This window comes from Gordonia polyisoprenivorans NBRC 16320 = JCM 10675, assembly GCF_000241325.1.
Taxonomy (GTDB): Bacteria; Actinomycetota; Actinomycetes; order Mycobacteriales; family Mycobacteriaceae; genus Gordonia; species Gordonia polyisoprenivorans.
Genome location: NZ_BAEI01000076.1, coordinates 14,615 through 30,569, shown reverse-complemented (window position 1 = coordinate 30,569; position 15,955 = coordinate 14,615). Strand labels below are relative to the sequence as shown.

The 15,955-nt window shown below is 68.3% G+C and carries 14 protein-coding genes and 1 pseudogene; 8 read left to right on the top strand and 7 right to left on the bottom strand.

Going from position 1 to position 15,955, the window contains the following annotated elements; translation table 11 throughout:
• Positions 1–102 precede the first annotated feature (102 nt).
• A complete protein-coding gene (locus GOPIP_RS20865; protein WP_006371780.1) occupies positions 103–1,284 on the bottom strand; it encodes an alpha/beta hydrolase in 1,182 nt (393 codons plus the stop codon).
• Between the two features lie 70 nt (positions 1,285–1,354).
• Entirely contained in the window at positions 1,355–1,708 is a 354-nt protein-coding gene (locus tag GOPIP_RS20860) for a hypothetical protein (RefSeq protein WP_006371779.1), read from the bottom strand.
• Between the two features lie 97 nt (positions 1,709–1,805).
• Between GOPIP_RS20860 and GOPIP_RS29570 the strand changes: the two genes are divergently transcribed.
• Positions 1,806–3,152, top strand: coding sequence for a THUMP-like domain-containing protein (locus GOPIP_RS29570; protein WP_035728559.1), 1,347 nt, complete (start codon positions 1,806–1,808; stop codon positions 3,150–3,152).
• Positions 3,153–3,338: 186 nt separating this feature from the next.
• Here GOPIP_RS29570 and GOPIP_RS29565 read toward each other — a convergent pair.
• Positions 3,339–4,415: pseudogene (locus GOPIP_RS29565) on the bottom strand (MFS transporter); the annotation flags it as partial.
• 53 nt (positions 4,416–4,468) lie between these two features.
• Between GOPIP_RS29565 and GOPIP_RS20845 the strand changes: the two are divergent.
• Complete coding sequence (locus GOPIP_RS20845) at positions 4,469–5,452, top strand: GlxA family transcriptional regulator (protein ID WP_035728558.1); 984 nt, start codon at positions 4,469–4,471, stop codon at positions 5,450–5,452.
• Between the two features lie 40 nt (positions 5,453–5,492).
• Here GOPIP_RS20845 and GOPIP_RS20840 read toward each other — a convergent pair whose 3' ends face one another.
• Complete coding sequence (locus GOPIP_RS20840; RefSeq protein WP_006371775.1) at positions 5,493–6,827, bottom strand: outer membrane protein assembly factor BamB family protein; 1,335 nt, start codon at positions 6,825–6,827, stop codon at positions 5,493–5,495.
• 116 nt (positions 6,828–6,943) lie between these two features.
• Here GOPIP_RS20840 and GOPIP_RS20835 point away from each other — a divergent pair, with 116 nt between their 5' ends.
• Positions 6,944–7,714, top strand: a complete 771-nt coding sequence (locus tag GOPIP_RS20835; protein WP_006371774.1) for an acyltransferase — start codon at positions 6,944–6,946, stop codon at positions 7,712–7,714.
• 3 nt (positions 7,715–7,717) lie between these two features.
• Here the strand turns inward: GOPIP_RS20835 and GOPIP_RS20830 are convergent, their stop codons facing one another.
• From GOPIP_RS20830 to GOPIP_RS20820, 3 genes are read right to left on the bottom strand one after another with little or no spacing between them, the layout of a single operon-like run.
• Entirely contained in the window at positions 7,718–9,049 is a 1,332-nt protein-coding gene (locus GOPIP_RS20830) for a glycosyltransferase family 4 protein (RefSeq protein WP_006371773.1), read from the bottom strand.
• Positions 9,049–10,611, bottom strand: a complete 1,563-nt coding sequence (locus GOPIP_RS20825) for a 1,4-alpha-glucan branching protein domain-containing protein (RefSeq protein WP_006371772.1) — start codon at positions 10,609–10,611, stop codon at positions 9,049–9,051. Before GOPIP_RS20825 ends, GOPIP_RS20830 begins: the two co-directional genes overlap by 1 nt.
• 3 nt (positions 10,612–10,614) lie before the next feature.
• Positions 10,615–11,418, bottom strand: a complete 804-nt coding sequence (locus GOPIP_RS20820) for a class I SAM-dependent methyltransferase (RefSeq protein ID WP_035728557.1) — start codon at positions 11,416–11,418, stop codon at positions 10,615–10,617.
• Between the two features lie 140 nt (positions 11,419–11,558).
• On the opposite strand from GOPIP_RS20820, the gene GOPIP_RS20815 reads away from it, so the two are divergent.
• The 5 genes from GOPIP_RS20815 (at position 11,559) to GOPIP_RS20795 (ending at position 15,946) form a co-directional block, all read left to right on the top strand.
• A complete protein-coding gene (locus GOPIP_RS20815) occupies positions 11,559–12,344 on the top strand; it encodes an electron transfer flavoprotein subunit beta/FixA family protein (protein WP_006371767.1) in 786 nt (261 codons plus the stop codon).
• Between the two features lie 100 nt (positions 12,345–12,444).
• On the top strand, positions 12,445–13,401 hold the full coding sequence (locus GOPIP_RS20810; RefSeq protein WP_006371765.1) for an electron transfer flavoprotein subunit alpha/FixB family protein: 957 nt from the start codon (positions 12,445–12,447) through the stop codon (positions 13,399–13,401).
• A 99-nt stretch (positions 13,402–13,500) separates the two neighbouring features.
• On the top strand, positions 13,501–14,418 hold the full coding sequence (locus GOPIP_RS20805; protein WP_020170757.1) for a GNAT family N-acetyltransferase: 918 nt from the start codon (positions 13,501–13,503) through the stop codon (positions 14,416–14,418).
• Positions 14,415–15,482, top strand: a complete 1,068-nt coding sequence (locus tag GOPIP_RS20800; RefSeq protein WP_006371762.1) for a lysophospholipid acyltransferase family protein — start codon at positions 14,415–14,417, stop codon at positions 15,480–15,482. Before GOPIP_RS20805 ends, GOPIP_RS20800 begins: the two co-directional genes overlap by 4 nt.
• Positions 15,449–15,946 carry a DUF4334 domain-containing protein gene (locus GOPIP_RS20795; RefSeq protein ID WP_006371760.1) on the top strand — a complete coding sequence of 166 codons (498 nt, stop codon included), beginning with the start codon at positions 15,449–15,451 and terminating at the stop codon, positions 15,944–15,946. The genes GOPIP_RS20800 and GOPIP_RS20795 overlap by 34 nt, the downstream gene beginning before the upstream one ends.
• The last annotated feature ends 9 nt before the right edge of the window (positions 15,947–15,955 follow it).

Below are 15,955 nucleotides of genomic sequence, written 5' to 3'. Positions count from 1 at the left end.
CAGTTAGCCCAGGTGTGACTGTTCTTCCCCAAGACTTTCACTCTTCCGTAAGAAATCTCCAGCGGAAGAACGAAAGTCTTGGGGAAGAATTGGTTTCGGCCCTCACCACCCAGTGATCAGGTGCTCGGGCATCTGCCCGAGCACGGCGGCCATATTGTATTGGGCCATCGTCGATTTCCCCTCGACGTCGCGCGTGTAGGTGGCGTGGCCGGCCGAGCCGACGCGCCGGACACCGGTGCGATCGACGCCGGCGCGGGTGGCGAGGCGGATGAGCGACGGGCTCTCGACGGGGTCGCTGCCGAACAGTCCGAGGTCGGCGATCTGGTCGTCGTCGTTCTTCAGGACATAAGCGGCACCGGACACGAGGTTGAAGCTCTCCGGCGTGTAGTCGAGGTCGAATCCGCGGTCACCGCCGAGGCCGGGGGAGCCGTAGAAGATGACGTCGTCGATGAGGCCATGAGTCAGCCGGAGGGCCTCGGCGGTGACCAGTGACCCGTACGAGTGGCCCAGGGCAACCAGGTGGGGTCGGCGATCCGACGCCGCGACGAGGCCGGCGAAGAACCGCGACAGGATCGGTGCGGTGTCGCGCGCCTTGCTCGACGTGGCGACATGCATAGCGCCGCGGGCCGTGGAGACGCGGCGACCCGGTCCCTTGAAATTCGGTGTGTCATAACCGATCCAGGCGATCGCGGCGACGGTCTCGGCAGGGCGTCCGACGATGGCCAGCTGGCGCAGGGTCTCCTCGCGCAGCAGGCGCCCCTCACCGCCCATGCCCTGGTAGGGCAGATCGCCGGTCAGGGACGGGTGCACGGTGGTCCCCAAACCGGGGGTGGTGACGCCGATGTGGTCGGCGGAGTCGGGATTGCCGATGGCCACCGCGGCGTGCCCGCGCTCACCGCTGTGCATGTCGAACGAGATGAGCAGCCGCGGATGGGCCGGCTCGGAGCGGCGGAGCTCCCGTTCGATGGCCCCGATGTCGGCGATCTTCGCGTCGACGTACCACTTGCGCGAGTCGTCGGAGGTGAACGTACCGCCGAATCGGTTGTCGGCGAGCCGTTCTGCCAATGTGCGGCTCTGCTTCTCCAGATTGTCGCGGACCGTGGGCAGCAGCGCGCGATTCGCGAGATCGCGGTCCGCGGCCGGGATTCCGTCGCTGTTACCGATCCACTCCGGATGCTCGGTGTGCAACCGCTCTCGCTGCGCGACAGGCAGATCCGCCCACCACGCAGCACGTGTGGTGGGCGGACCCGAGAGTTCGGCCGGACGGTCGTCTGTCGATGCCACGACGTGAGACTAACGGCTGGCTCGTCGAAGGTCATGACCGCTGCTCCCGGAGAGCGGCGTGTGCGGCCGGTCAGTCGGCGACCGGGGTGAACGTCGAGGCCGCGACCGGGACGCCGAGAACCGAGTTGATCGCCTGGTAGCCGGTACCGGTCTTGACGAAGGTGGTCCGGCTGACCGGCGGGATGTCGGCGTAGGCGCCCCAGGGCGTACTCACCAGGTCGAGGGTGCCCGCCGTCCCGATCAGCTTGTCGCCCTCGACGGTGTAGTCACCACAGCGTTGCTCGACCGAGCTGCCGTATTGGGTGTGTACACACAGCCGGTACGCCCCGTCGGGGAGCGCGGCAGCGGCCGCGCCGGTACCGACCACGAGTCCGCCGGCGGCGGTGGCCGTGCCGGCGAGGGCGAGGACGACTGTTCTTCTCATTCTTCCCATGGCCGACATCATCACTGAGGGTTACCTAATAAGTCAAAGGGTGACCTAACCTTGAGCAAGGGTGATGGCTCGGGGGAGTATTGAGGCGATGGGGTACCGGTTCGGGGTAGACGATGTGGCCTTCCTACGGTCGCGACACGGGGCGAAGGCCCTCGAGATGGTGTCGGCGTTGCCGCTGACCGATCGGTCGATGCTCGCCGACGTCACCGAGGCGCGCAGCCGTTATGCCCCGCACGACGCAGCACTGATCGAGACCGTGCGGTGCCGTCGGCGAGCGGCCGGAAAGCTGTGCCACGCCGACGATCTCCTGCTCACCGACGATGCCCTGCAACAGGCGACCGCATCCCCGGTGGCCGGGCACCGGGCCACCGAGATCGCCACCCGCTGGCCAGGGGCAGTGGTCCACGACGTCACCTGCTCAATCGGCGGTGAGCTGATCGAGCTGGCCGCTGTTCCGGGAATCGGTGGGGTGATCGGCAGTGATCTCGACCGCGTACGACTGGCCATGGCCCGGCACAACACGGTGGTCCAACAGAGCACGGGGGTCCAACAGAGCACGGGGGTCCAACAGAGCACGGGGGTCCAACAGAACACGGGGGTCCAACAGAACACGGGGGTCCAACAGAACACTGTGGACCCGAAGAGCATGGCGATCGGTACGGGCCGGGTCCCGACGCTGCTCGTCGCCGACGCCCTCACGCCGACGTCGAGAGCCGATGTGTTCCTCGCCGACCCGGCTCGCCGTTCGGGTACCGGCCGCGTCTTCCGTCTCGATGCCCTGACACCGCCGCTTCTCGATGTGCTGATGACCTACGCCGGGCGGCCACTGGTGGTGAAATGCGCTCCGGGACTGGACTATCAGGTGTTGCGCGACCGGTTCGGGTTCGCCGGTCAGGTGCAGGTGACGTCGCTGGATTCGTCGGTGCGCGAAGCTTGTCTGTGGTCGGGCCCGGGGATCGACGATGGGCGTCGGGCCACGGTGATGCGTACCGACGCCGACGGCACGGTGCGGGTGTGGGAGATCACCGACGCCGAGTCCGACGATGTCGCCGTGGGTGACCCCGGGACGTTCCTCCTCGATCCGGACGGAGCGGTGGTGCGCGCGGGTCTGGTGCGCCACTATGCGCATCGGCACGGGCTCTGGCAGATCGATCCGCACATCGCCTATCTCACCGGCGATTCGGTGCCCGACGGTGAGCGCGGTTTCCGCATCATCGAGCGCCTGCCCTCGACAGGGGAGAAGGTGCTCCGCAAAGCGCTCGCCTCGTATGACTGCGGTTCACTGGAGATCCTCGTCCGCGGCCTCGACGTCGACCCGGACTCGCTTCGAAAGCGGCTCAAGCTCAAGGGTTCCCGTCCGCTGGCGCTGGTGCTCACCCGGATCGGCCGCAAGGGGGTCGGCTTCGTCTGCGAGCCCGGCGTCCGGGCGGGCTGAGAGCCGGATCGCCGCACAGCATCCGGCAGCGATCACGCACAGGGCGGCGGCCACGTGGAAAGCGTTGTCGTAGGAGCCTTGTGCGTCGCGGATGTAGCCGGCGCCGAAGGCGGCGACGGCCGCCCCCACCTGATGGAAGGCGAAGACCCAGCCGAACACCACCGGCGTGTCGGCGCCGAAGTAGTGGCGGCAGATCGCAATCGTCGGCGGAACCGTTGCGACCCAGTCCAATCCGTAGAAGATGATGAACACCCAGGTGCTCGGTTCGGCGTGGGGAGACAGCAGCAGTGGCAGCAGGAGTAGGGACACGCCCCGTCCGAGGTAGTAGACGACGAGAAGGACGCGAGGATCGACACGATCGGTGAGCCACCCGGAGAACACCGTGCCCGCGACGTCGAAGATGCCGATCGTGGCGAGCAGCGAGGCGGCGACGGTCGTCGGCATGCCGTGGTCGTGCGCGGCCGGGATGAAATGTGTACCGATCAGACCGTTGGTGGTGGCCCCGCAGATCGCGAAACTCGCCGCCAGCAGCCAGAAGGCGCGTACTCGCATGCCCTGGAGCAATCCGCTTGCGGCGGCACCGAATCCACGAGTGGGTAGTACCGAGTCCTCGCTACCGGGAGGAGCGCCGTAGGCGGTGGTGCCGACGTCGGCGGGCCGGTCGCGGATGAACAGCAGGACCAGTGGCACGACGGCCAGGGCGGCCACGGTGACGACGATCGACGCGACGCGCCACCCGTGGGAGTCGGTGAGGTGGGCGACGATCGGCAAGAAGATGAGCTGGCCGGTCGCCGACGCGGCGGTCAGCACTCCGGTCACCAGGCCGCGGCGTTCGACGAACCACCGAGTGGACACGGTCGCGACGAAGCCCATCGAGATCGACCCGGTGCCGAGTCCGACGAGCATCCCCCACAACACCAGCAACTGCCAGCTCGCCGTCATGAAGACACCCAGACCGGTGCCGGCGGCGATGAGGACCAGCGCGATGGTCAGGATCGGCCGGACCCCGAAGCGATCCATGAGTGCCGCCGCGAACGGAGCGGTGACGCCGAACAGCACCATGTTGATCGACATCGCCAAGCCGACCGTGGCGTGCGACCAGCCGAACTCCATGTGCAGCGGATCCATCATGACGCTGGGCACGGCGCGGAATCCGGCAGCGCCGAGGATCGCGACGAAGCTGACGGCGGCGACGATCCACGCCCAGTGCGGCCGGCGTCGCGGGCGTGCGGGTGGCCCGGCACGGCGGGTATCGGTGGTCACCCGAACAGCATCGGGGATGGCCAAGACCACGTGCCACTGGCATGATTGCCAATATGTCGGAAAATTGTGCCACGCCGGTTCCGCACCGGGTGGCGGTACTGCTCGTGCCACCCGTGGTCGGCTTCGATGCGACCATCCCGCCCCTGCTGTTCGGGCAGGCGTCTGACGAGGCCGGGCGCGCGTTGTACGAGGTGACGACGGTGTCCATCACCCCGGGGCCGGTGGCGACCACCACCGCCTATCAGCTGATCGCGGGAGCGGGGCCGGAGGTGATCGCAACGGCCGACACCGTGATCGTCCCGGGCACCCGTGACGAGAACTGCCGTCGACGGGCGACGATGCCCGACGGCGTGGCCGCGGCGTTGGCACGGATCCGTCCCGACACCCGGATCGTGTCGATCTGTACCGGGGCGTTCCTGCTCGCCGCCGCAGGCTTCCTCGACGGTCGCCGTGCCACCACCCACTGGCGCTACGCCGACGACTTCCGAAGGCTGTACCCCGATGTGGCACTGGATGAGTCGGTTCTCTACGTCGACGAGGGCCGGATCCTCAGCTCGGCGGGGTTGGCGGCGGGAATCGACCTGTGCCTGCACATCATCCGTCGCGATCACGGCGCCGCGGTCGCCAATCGGGTCGCGCGGCACTGCGTCGTCCCGCCGTGGCGCGAGGGCGGTCAGGGACAATTCATCGAGCGCGGGGTCCCCGACGACGCCGGTCACCTCACGCAGGCCACGCGGGAGTGGGCGCTGACCCACCTCGACGAGGCGCTGAGCGTGGAACGGCTTGCCGCGCATGCGCATCTGAGTGTCCGCACCTTCATCCGCCGATTCCGGGAGGAGACCGGAACGGCGCCGGGATCGTGGCTGCGTGACCGGCGACTCGATCTCGCGCGCGAACTGCTCGAGACCACGGGCGCCTCGATCGACGAGATCGCGCAGCGGTCGGGCCTGGGGTCGGCGGACAACCTGCGGCACCATCTGCGCAACGAGCTCGGCATGGCTCCGTCGGCGTACCGCAAGACCTTTCGCGGAGCGTGAGCCGACTGCGCCCGTGGGCCGGCATCACCGGCTCGCAGGTCTATTGTCCGGCGATGTTGCGCTTGCTGTCGAAGAAATACACCTCGCCGATATTGGTGGCGGTGGCGATCTGACCGGACGACGACACCGCGATCCCGGTGGCGAACCCACCCGAATCCGGCAGCGGCACCGACCGTTTCGTCTTGCCGTCGGTGGTCGACACCTCGGTCAGCGACAATGTCTGCGCACCCGCGTCGCGAACCACGGTCCACGCGGTACCGGCACTGGTCAGGGCCGAAAGGCTCACGGTGGCGAGATCATCACGCTGCCACACCTTTTCGGCGCGGTTGCCCTCGTCGCGCAGCAGGGTCAGCGGTGCCCCGATCACGCCCGTCGGAATGATCAGGCCATCCGGCGAGACCGTCATGGTGGCAAAACCGTAGCCGCCGTTGTCGTAGGTCCAGCGGGTCCGGCCGGTGGCCGCGTCGAGTGCCACGATCTGGCCGAGCCTGCTGAAGGCGTAGATGGTCGCGCCGTCCGCCGAGACCGTCGCCGGCCCGATGACCCCGCCGGGCACCTGGGCCTTCCACAGTTCGGTCACCGTGCGCTTGCCGTCGGTGGCGGCATAGGAGAAACCGCGGATCTCGCTCGCGATCGCGCCGGTCGGCCAGACGTTGAGGAAGAAGCGTTGATGGGCGACGTCGACCGCGGGTGGTGCGGGGACCGTACAGCGGGGACCGTTGGTGACGCAGTCACCGAAGCCGTACAGCGGATCCCCCGGATCGGCCTCCGGGCGCAGGCGCACCTCCGGGGCAACGGGGTTCGAGGTCTGGGTGTCGAGCAGCAGGATCTGACCTTGCGTGGTGACGACGAGGACCACCCCGCTGTCGGCGAACTTCGCCGAGAGTGGTACCCCGATCACCGGCATCCGCCAGCGGATCGCGCCGCCGGCGTTGAAGGCGAGGAATGTGGTCTCCTCGCCGATGTAGGGCTGATCGTATTGATCGGTGAGCATCGCGTTGGAGGCCACGCCGTCGCGCATGTTCTTGCAGAAGTTCTTGCGGCCGTTGCGCTGATCGAGCACCAACAGGTCGCACCCCGAGGAGTTCGACGTGACGCCCACATTGCCGGTCGCCGAGATGGTCACCGGCGCGGTCACCGTGCCGCCGGTCGGACGGGTCCAGCTCAACGCGAGATCATCGGGGACGGTGGGGTAGACGAAGTTCGAATTGCCGGCGTTGCCGCCGAAACTCGACCATCCCGCGCCGTAGACGGAACGGATGTCGATGTGCCCGTCCGAACAGGACGACAGTGCCATCGCGGTCACCAGACCGAGTACCACGGCGACGAGCGCCGGAAACCGGCCTCGGGCACGTGACCGTCGGGCAACCGCCATCGGAGCTCCTCTTCGCCTGGCCGTCGGAACCTCGCACCGGCGGCGCCAACGGTAGAGCCTATCGTGTGGCCCGCCGACGACGGCCAGGCCGGGGCCGTCGATTATGGTGGCCATCCATGACGACGATGTGGAATGCCAGCTACCGGTCGAGGTGGCGGGCGGGGCGACGTCGGGATCCGGCGCAGGCTCGATTCGTCAGCCTCGACTCCCTGCGGTGGGTGCTGCGGAATCGGGCATATACGCCGTGGTATCTCGTGCGATACCTGCGGTTGGCGCGGTTCCGGCTCGCCAATCCCCACATCGTGTTGCGCGGCATGGTGTTCCTGGGGCGCAATGTGGAGATCCATGCGACCCCCGAGTTGAGCCGGATGGAGATCGGTCGCTGGGTGCACATCGGCGACGGCAATTCCATCCGCGCGCACGAGGGCAGCCTGCGCATCGGCGACAAGACGGTGTTCGGATGCAACAACGTCGTCAACTCCTACCTGGACCTGGAGATCGGTGGCTCGACGCTGATCGCCGACTGGTGCTACATCTGCGATTTCGACCACCGGATGGACGACATCACCTTGCCGATCAAGGATCAGGGAATCGTCAAGGGGCCGGTGCGCATCGGGCCCGACACCTGGATCGCGGCCAAGGTGTCGGTGCTGCGCAACACGATCGTCGGACGCGGGTGCGTGCTCGGCTCACATGCGGTGGTACGCGGGGAGATCCCCGACTACTCGATCGCGGTCGGTGCGCCGGCCCGGGTCGTCAAGAACCGCAAGGATGCGTGGGATGCCAACGCCGCCCAGCGCGCGGAACTCGAACGCGCACTCGCCGACATCGAGCGCAAGAAGGCGCAGGCCGACATCGAGCGCAAGAAGGCGCAGTCGGAGAAGTAGAGCTCACTCCGGCTGCGCCGGGTCTCGTTCGGGCAGTGGGCGTTGCGCGATGATCGGTCGCCCCGACGGTTGGCGCACCCGGCGTTTGGCCGAGGCGTAGACGGACGCGGTGCGCGCCGCGACCTCCGTCCACGCGAAATCCTCCGACAACCGTGCCCGCGCCCGCCGGGCGCGCTGCGCCGACGAGTCGGGATCGGTCAGGGTTGTCCGCACCGCCGCGGCCAGTCCGGCAACATCGGCGGGCTCGAACGACAGGCCGGTCACCCCGCCGCGGACCGCCTCACCCAGGCCGCCCGCGGTGGAGGTCACCAGGGGAATGCCGGTCGCCGCGGCCTCGAGTGCCACGATCCCGAACGGTTCGTAGCGGCTCGGCAGCACGATCGCGGCGCACCGATGCATCAACTCCACCAGGCCCTGATGATCGACCGCGCCGAGAAAGGTCACCGCACGCCCGACCCGATGTCGGCGGGCCTGCTCGGTCAGCCACTCCAGCTGTGTTCCGGTGCCGGCGATGGTCAGCGTCGTGCCCGGGTGGGTGCGACGGATACGGGGGAGTGCGGCGAGGAGGTCCTGCACGCCCTTCTCGTATTCGAGCCGGCCGGCGAAGAGCAACTCGGCGGGACCCGTCGGCGTCGGCCGCGGCGCGAACGGCCACGCGCGGATATCGATGCCGTTGTGGATCACCGTGATATCGGCGAGGCGGAGGCCCGGAACAGGGCGCACGATGCCGGCAGGGTCAGGCACCGACGAGTCGGGCACCGACGGGCCGAACAGGCGAGTCACCTCGTCGCGCATCGACTCCGAGCATGTGATCAGGGCGTCGGAGTCGGTCGCCAGCCACCATTCCACCGAGTGGACCTGGCGGTTGATCCGGCCGCTGACCCACCCGCTGTGGCGTCCCGCCTCGGTTGCGTGAATCGTGGAGATCAGTGGTACGTCGAAGATCTCGGCGAGCGCGATGGCCGGGTGCGCCACGATCCAATCGTGCGCGTGGACGACCTCGGGGGTCCAACTCGTCGCCCGTGACCCCCGCTCGCCGGCGAGGATCGTCAGCCCCGCGCGGATGAAACCGTGGCCCATCGCCAATGTCCAGGCCATCATGTCGGTGCCGAAGGAGAACTCCGGCGGGTCCTCGGCCACCGCGATCACCCGCACCCCGTCGACGACGCGATCGGTCGTCGGATGCGACACCGCATCGGTACCCGAGGGACGGCGGGTGAGGACGACGACGTCGTGGCCGAGGCCGGCCAACTCGGTGGCCAGGTGGTGGACGTGACGACCCAGCCCGCCGACGACGACCGGTGGGTACTCCCACGAGATGAGCAGGACACGCATCACCGGCACCGCCCGGTGGTGGTGTCGGTGATCTCGAGCAGTCGGCGCGCGTCGAGGTCGGCGAACAGGTTGTCGGCGCGAGACCAGTTGCGGCGCAGCCTCTCCGCCGCGACGGCGCGGCCACGCAGGGCGGCGTCGACGATCTCGCGGGTCGCGTGGGCGTGGGTGTGGGCCCGGCCGATCGCGTAGTCGGCGGCGGTGTCCTTGGACACCATGAACGGCCAGTCCGACGAGACCGTCAGCAGCGCTTCACGGACGATCTGGTCGGCGACGTGGTGGCGGCCCGCCCGCGGGTCGACGATCTTGTCGACCGCGTCGAGAGCGGTCCGGCTCACCTCGGCGTTGAGCTGCACGAGATGCGACACCTGCGGCCCCTCCCAGACCCGCCAGTCCTTGCCTGATCCCCACGACGAGGGCGGAAGATCCACGGGCGCACCGACATAGCCGTGTGCGGCGGCGCCGGCGAGGGTGCCCACCTGCACGCCCGCCTCGGGCAGCCTGCGCAGCACGCGCTCGAGCCAGACCGGTCCCTCGTGCCACCAATGACCGAACAACTCGGTGTCGAAGGCCGCGACCACCAGCGCCGGCCGTCCGATGCGCTGCGACTCGGAGATCAGGCGTCGGCGGACATGGCCGATGAAGTCGTCGACGTGGCGGTCGATCACCGCATCGGCGCGCTGCGGGTCGTAGGGCTTCTTGTCCTGGCCGGCCACGGTTTTGCCGGTCACCCGGGACGGCTTGAGCCCGGTTGCGTGATCGTAGGTGTGGAAATCGCGATACGCGGCGTGCCCCGGATACCCCGATTTCGGGGACCACACCCGGTAGCTGACGGTCAGGTCACGGCCGAAGGCCAGGACGTCGCCGGTGCCGACGGGCCGTCCGAGTGCGGTGTCCCCGCGCAGCGTCGGGCCGTCGACCATGAAGTGGCCGACGCCCGCGGCGGCGTACTCGGTTTCCATTCCCGGGGCGAAGGCGCATTCGGGAGCCCAGATCCCGTGCGGTCTTGTGCCCCAGCGTAAGTGGGCATCGGCGAGGCCTTCGCCCAGGGAGAATCGCCGCAACCGGGCGTCGAGCAACGGTGCGAACGGATGGGCGAGCGGCCCGCCGAGGATCTCGGCGACGCCGCTGTCGGCCACCTGTCGGATCGTCGCGGCGCCCCCGAGACGCCAATGGCGCTCGAATTCGGCCAATGCCTGTGTCGCGCTGCGATGTTCACGCAGACCCAGGGCACGCCGGTCGGTGTCGGCGTCGACGGCCGCCTCCATCGCCCGCAACCGCCAGTCGGCCAACCACTCATACATCGACGCCGTGCAGTGCGGGTCGTCGAGCTGTGCGGCGAGCACCGGGGTGATCCCGAGCGAGACCATGTCGGAGAAACCGTCGGCGGCCAGTCGTCGCAGCATCGCGAACACCGGCAGATACGAGGCGGCCCATGACTGATACAGCCATTCCTCGCCGACGGGCCATCTGCCGTGGTTGGCCAACCACGGCAGATGCGAGTGCAGGACCAGGGTGAACTGGCCCGGGACGGGGGACGGCGGGGTCCGGTGCGGGGTGGGCACGCGCTACGACCGCATCGCGATCGCGAGCAGATCCAGACTGGCGTCGATGTCGGCGTCGTCGGCGTCACGGATGTCGAAGTCCTCCGCGCCGATCCCGGCGACGTCGGCGACCAAGTCCTCGGGCCAGGGTTGGCCGGCGAGTGCGCGTTCGATCTGTGCGTCGATGAGCGAACCGCCCCACTTGCGATCGAGACCCGCGAGCCGTTCGCCGTGATGGACGCCGAGCATCGAGGTGAGGGTGAAACCGGCGTCGGCGAGTAATCCACTCAACTCGGCGGCGTCGAGTTCGCGGGTGTGGAACGGGTTGAGCGGGGTGTCGCGGCCCGGGGAGAAGGTGATCCGGTTGGGGGTGGAGATGAGCAGCTCGCCGCCCGGTCGCAGGACGCGCGCGCATTCGGTGAGGAAGGCCGGCTGATCCCACAGGTGTTCGATCACCTGGAAGTTGACCACCACGTCCACCGAGCCGTCGGGTAGCGGCAAGTCGATCAGATTGCCCTGCCGGATCTCCACCTGCGGATACCGACGACGTGTGTGGGCGACGGCCGACTCGTCGTAGTCCACGCAGGTGACCTGCGCGCCGGCGTCGGCGAGCATCGCCGCGCCGTACCCCTCACCCGAACCGGCCTCGAGGACCCGGCGCGCGGCACATCTACCGACGATGTGGGCATAGGCGACCTCATGACGACGGAACCAATAGTTCTCCGCGGGGATACCGGGGACCGTGCGCTCCCCGGTGAGGGCGAGCTGTTCGTCCGATGTCAGGCTCCGCGGCGTGCCGGGCGTTACGTCCCGGTGTACGTCGGTCATCCGCACGACAATAGTCTCCCGTCCATTTTGTGAGCTAGTCGATGTTCTGCCCGATAATAGGACGGGCTAAAGTGGGGAAGACCGATGGCCTTACCCGCCGGTAAGTTGCCGAACCCGACGCAGGAGGTCGACGAAGACCCATGACAAATATTGTCGTTCTGATCAAGCAGGTCCCTGACACCTGGTCCGAGCGCAAGCTCTCCGACGGCGATTACACCCTTGATCGTGAGGCCGCCGACGCGGTGCTCGATGAGATCAATGAGCGTGCGGTCGAGGAAGCGCTGCAGATCAAGGAAGCCAACGGCGGCGAGGTGACGGTGCTGACGGCTGGTCCGGAGCGGGCCACCGAGGCGATCCGCAAGGCGCTGTCGATGGGTGCCGACAAGGCCATTCACATCAAGGACGACGCGCTGCACGGCTCGGATGCGGTGCAGACCGCGTATGTGCTCGCGCGTGCGTTGGGCACCGTCGAGGGTGTCGAACTCGTGATCGCCGGTAATGAGGCCACCGACGGTCGCGTCGGGGCGATCCCGGCGATGATCGCCGAGTACCTCGAGCTGCCGCATCTGACGCATCTGCGCAAGCTCACGCTGGAGGGCGAGACCCTGACCGGGGAGCGTGAGACCGACGACGGCATCTACCACATCACCGCGGAGCTGCCGGCGATCGTCAGCGTCAACGAGAAGATCAACGAGCCGCGTTTCCCCTCCTTCAAGGGCATCATGGCCGCGAAGAAGAAAGAGGTCCAGGTCGTTGGTCTGGCCGAGATCGACGTCGAGGCCGACGAGGTGGGTCTGGCCAACGCGGGCTCGGAGGTCACCAGCTCCACCCCGAAGCCGCCGAAGACCGCGGGTGAGCGGGTCACCGACGAGGGTGATGGTGGCGTGAAGGTGGCCGAGTACCTGGTCGCGCAGAAGATCATCTAGCACCGGCCCGCAGACCACCACCGTGCCCGCGGGCTTGCGCTCCGGCGTCATCCGAGTGCGAATTCCGCAGGGCCCCACATACATCCAGGAGTAAACGAAAATGGCAGAAGTTCTCGTTCTGGTCGAGCAGGACGCCGAGGGCGCCCTGAAGAAGGTGACCAGCGAACTCATCACCGCCGCCCGCGCGTTGGGCGCTCCGTCGGCCGTCGTGGTCGGCGCGCCCGGCAAGGCCGACGGCATCATCGACGGCCTCAAAGAAGCCGGTGCGGAGAAGATCTACGTCGCCGAGTCCGAGGACGCCGCGACCTACCTGATCAGCCCGAAGGTCGACGTGCTCGCCTCGATCGCCGAGTCGGCGTCGCCGGCCGGCATCCTCGTGGCGGCCACCGCCGACGGCAAGGAGATCGCCGGACGCCTCGCCGTTCGGCTGGGCTCGGGAGTCCTCGCCGACGTCATCGACGTCAAGGAGGGCGGCATCGGCATCCACTCGATCTTCGGTGGCGCGTTCACCGTCGAGGCCCAGGCCAAGGGCGATGTGCCGGTGTTCTCGGTCCGTCCGGGTGGTGTCGAGGCGGCTCCGCAGGCCGGTGCCGGTGAGCGCGTCGACGTCGAGGTTCCCGCGCAGGCGGAGAACGCGGTGAAGATCACCAAGGTCGAGCCGAACGTCGGTGGCGATCGTCCGGAACTGACCGAGGCCTCGATCGTGGTCTCCGGTGGTCGTGGTGTCGGGTCGGCGGAGAAGTTCTCGGTGGTCGAGGAACTCGCCGACTCGCTCGGTGCCGCTGTGGGTGCCTCGCGTGCCGCCGTCGACTCCGGCTACTACCCAGGTCAGTTCCAGGTCGGTCAGACCGGTAAGACGGTCTCGCCGCAGCTCTACGTCGCCCTGGGAATCTCCGGTGCCATCCAGCATCGTGCGGGTATGCAGACCTCGAAGACCATCGTCGCGGTCAACAAGGACGAAGAGGCCCCGATCTTCGAGATCTCGGACTTCGGCATCGTCGGCGACCTGTTCAACGTCGCCCCGCAGCTGACCGAAGAGGTCAAAAAGCGCAAGTAGTCGCTTCCTGCGTCACCGACAGCGCCCCCGGGATGTCCGATCTCCGGGGGCGCTTTCGGTGTTTGCGCAGAGTTCACGCTGCCGTCGGCCACGCGGGACGTGTTCACCCGACCAGCACCGACACGACGGCCCGCCGTCGCACTCGCGATGCCCGGTCTGGCTTTCATCTCAGGTATGACACCTGGACCTGCTACCGCTCTGACCAGCACCGACCGTGGCTCGTCCCACCGCACCCTGGTGCACGCGGGGCCGCTGCGGATCGTGCTCACCGACGACCCGGCCGACATCGCGGCCGCCCAGCGATTCCGGTTCGAGGTCTTCGCGGCCGAACCGGGATTCTCCGATGACATCGGCGACCCCGAATCCCGCCGTGACGCAGACCATTTCGACGACCACTGTGAACATCTGCTGGCTCGACACGACGACCACGGCATCATCGGCTGCGCCCGGCTGCTGGCGCCGCCCCGCGCCATCGCCGCCGGCGGCTGGTACAGCTCCACCGAATTCGACCTGACCGCACTGGACGAGATCGCCTCGATGACCGTCGAGATGGGCCGGGCCTGCGTGGCGACCGGACACCGGGACGGGTCGGTCACCGCGTTGATGTGGGCGTCGATCTTGCGCTACCTGCAGGAGTCGGGCTACCGCTATCTGATGGGGTCGGTGTCGATGCCGCTCGGCGGGCCGGCCGTCGACGGCTCGGCCCGGGGCAGCGCGCTACGCGGCGCAAGGGACGAACTCAACGAGCGTTACCGCGCACGGTGGCGGGTGCGCCCGCACGAGAGTCCACGGGTCGACGGCGTGGCGCTCGACGACATCCCTGCGCCGGATAGGGTCGTGCTTCCGCCGCTGATGCGTGCCTACCTGCGCCTCGGTGCGCGGGTGTGTGGCGACCCGGCGGTCGACCCGGCCTTCGACGTCGGCGATTTCCCGACGGTGCTGGATCTCGACTGTGCCAACCTCCGCTATCTCGACCGGCTCCGTGACACGGTCCTCCGGCTCGGGGGCGCGGCGTGACCGCGGTCAGCGTTCGGGTCCCGTTCGCGGACCCGCGGATCGAACCGGGCCCCGCGGACCCACACCCCGCCGAATCGCCCGAACTCCCGACCGCCGGCGAGGTGAGCGCCTCGGGGCGTACCGAGGTCGAGGTGAGGCACGCGTGGTATCCGACGAGCCCGTGTGGGTCGCACTGTCTCGACGACGCCGGGCCGCGGGTCGGGCCGATCGTGGTGGCCCTGCGGATCGCCCGTCTGCTGACGACGGCCGTGATGATCGGACTCGTGGGGCTGATGGCCACCGTGACACCCCGGCTGGTGCGCCGCGCCTACCTGCGGTGGGCGGCACGAGAGCTGTTGCGCGCCATCGGAATCCGCGTCGTCATCGACGATCGCCGACCGTTTCCGTCGCGCGCCCGCGGCTTGATCGTCGCCAACCACATCTCATATCTGGACATCCTGGCGATCGCGGTGGTGCAGCCCGCGCACTTCGTCGCCAAGTCCGATGTCGCCGCCATGCCCGGCATCTCGACGCTCGCTCGGCGACTGGGCGTCATCTGTATCGACCGCGGCTCGCTGCGGATGCTGCCGACGGTGATCTCCGAGGCCGTCGCCGGGCTCGAACGGGATTCGTCGGTGGCGGTCTTCCCGGAGGGCACCACGTGGTGCGGCCGCGCGCAGGGCGGGTTCCGGCCGGCCTTCTTCCAATCGGCCCTCGACGCGGGGGTGCCGATCCTGCCCATCGGTATCGCCTTCAGTGCCGACGGAATCCCCACGGCCGAACCGGGTTTCATCGGCGACGACGGACCGGCGGACACCCTTGCCCGGGTGCTGCGGATGCGGGCCGTCGCGGTTCACGTCAGTCTGCACGAACCGCAGCTGCCCTCGGGCGACCGACGGACGATGGCCGCGCGCTGCGAACAGCTGATCCGATCGGCGCCACGGGGAGACCGGGCGTCCATCCGGCATCGGGAATCAAACAACATATATGATGTCAGAACGCCTGTGCGTGGCGTGACACCGTTGTTTCCCGGGCCGGAAGGGGCCGCTGCATGTCCGACACACTCTCATCCTCGACGAAGCTGACCGTCGATCAGGCACGTGCCCGATTCGCCGACCTGCGCGCGGCCGACGGCACCGTCGACGACGCCGACCTCGACGCGATTTGGGCGGCGCTGCCGACCCTGCGCCCCGAGGAGATGCTGGGACGGTGGCGCGGTGGCGAATTCACCACCGGGCACAAGGTCAACGGGATGCTCCCGCGCGTCGGTTGGTACGGCAAGACCTTCATCTCCCGCTCCGAGGTGCAGCCCCTGGTGTGTCGCAACGCCGATGGCGATCTGTACTCCAACACCGAACTCGGCAAGGGTGAGGCCAGCCTCTGGATGATCGAGTTCCGCGGTGAGGTCACCGCCTCGATGGTCTACGACGGCCAGCCGGTGATCGACCACTTCAAGAAGGTCGACGACACCACCGTCATGGGGATCATGAACGGCAAGGGCGGAGTGGTCGACGGTCGGCATCTGTACTTCTACCTCGACCGGGACTGACCCGGGACT

Coding starts and splice junctions, on each gene's coding strand:
- GOPIP_RS20860 (WP_006371779.1), bottom strand. CDS start 1,708: ATGAGAAGAACAGTCGTCCTCGCCCTCGCCGGCACGGCCACCGCCGCC.
- GOPIP_RS29570 (WP_035728559.1), top strand. CDS start 1,806: ATGGGGTACCGGTTCGGGGTAGACGATGTGGCCTTCCTACGGTCGCGA.
- GOPIP_RS20845 (WP_035728558.1), top strand. CDS start 4,469: ATGTCGGAAAATTGTGCCACGCCGGTTCCGCACCGGGTGGCGGTACTG.
- GOPIP_RS20840 (WP_006371775.1), bottom strand. CDS start 6,827: ATGGCGGTTGCCCGACGGTCACGTGCCCGAGGCCGGTTTCCGGCGCTC.
- GOPIP_RS20835 (WP_006371774.1), top strand. CDS start 6,944: ATGACGACGATGTGGAATGCCAGCTACCGGTCGAGGTGGCGGGCGGGG.
- GOPIP_RS20830 (WP_006371773.1), bottom strand. CDS start 9,049: ATGCGTGTCCTGCTCATCTCGTGGGAGTACCCACCGGTCGTCGTCGGC.
- GOPIP_RS20820 (WP_035728557.1), bottom strand. CDS start 11,418: ATGACCGACGTACACCGGGACGTAACGCCCGGCACGCCGCGGAGCCTG.
- GOPIP_RS20815 (WP_006371767.1), top strand. CDS start 11,559: ATGACAAATATTGTCGTTCTGATCAAGCAGGTCCCTGACACCTGGTCC.
- GOPIP_RS20810 (WP_006371765.1), top strand. CDS start 12,445: ATGGCAGAAGTTCTCGTTCTGGTCGAGCAGGACGCCGAGGGCGCCCTG.
- GOPIP_RS20795 (WP_006371760.1), top strand. CDS start 15,449: ATGTCCGACACACTCTCATCCTCGACGAAGCTGACCGTCGATCAGGCA.